At 48.7% G+C, this 760-nt stretch carries 1 protein-coding gene; it reads left to right on the top strand.

Going from position 1 to position 760, the window contains the following annotated elements:
- Positions 1 to 760 (top strand): heme lyase CcmF/NrfE family subunit (locus tag A3750_RS19275; protein WP_197475164.1); only part of this gene is annotated, 760 nt, incomplete at both ends.

The following is a 760-nucleotide window of genomic DNA, read 5'->3' as shown; positions in this document are numbered from 1 at the left end:
TTTATCCTGCTCACGTCTAATCCGTTTGCCCGGACTTTCCCGCATGTGCCTATGGAAGGTAGCGATCTCAACCCACTATTGCAGGACTTTGGGCTCATTGTTCATCCGCCGATGCTCTACATGGGATATGTCGGGTTTTCTGTTGCTTTTGCTTTCGCCATCGCTGCCTTGATGGGAGGGCGTTTGGATAGCGCTTGGGCTAAATGGTCGCGACCTTGGACCATAACGGCCTGGGGGTTTCTCACGCTAGGTATTGCATTAGGAAGTTGGTGGGCGTATTACGAGCTTGGTTGGGGCGGATGGTGGTTTTGGGATCCTGTTGAAAACGCTTCCTTTATGCCGTGGTTAGTTGGTACGGCGCTTATGCACTCCTTAGCCGTAACTGAAAAGCGCGGAGCATTTAAAAGCTGGACTATTTTTCTCGCCATTATCGCGTTTTCCTTAAGTTTACTGGGTACGTTTTTGGTACGTTCGGGCGTACTCACGTCTGTTCATGCGTTTGCGTCGGATCCGAGTCGAGGGCAGTTTGTACTTGGACTCTTAGCCATAACCATTATTAGCTCATTGTTGCTTTATGCTTGGCGAGCGCCTGATCTCGTTGGTAAATCAGAACATCAACTGCTCTCACGAGAGAGCTTTCTCCTCGCGAACAATATCATTCTTGTTGTTGCATGGATAACCGTCATGCTTGGCACACTTTATCCCTTGGTGCTTGATTTTATTGGTGCAGGTAAATTGTCTATTGGGCCTCCTTACTTCA

Source organism: Oleiphilus sp. HI0079, from assembly GCF_001635105.1.
This window is presented reverse-complemented; position numbering and strand designations above follow the sequence as displayed.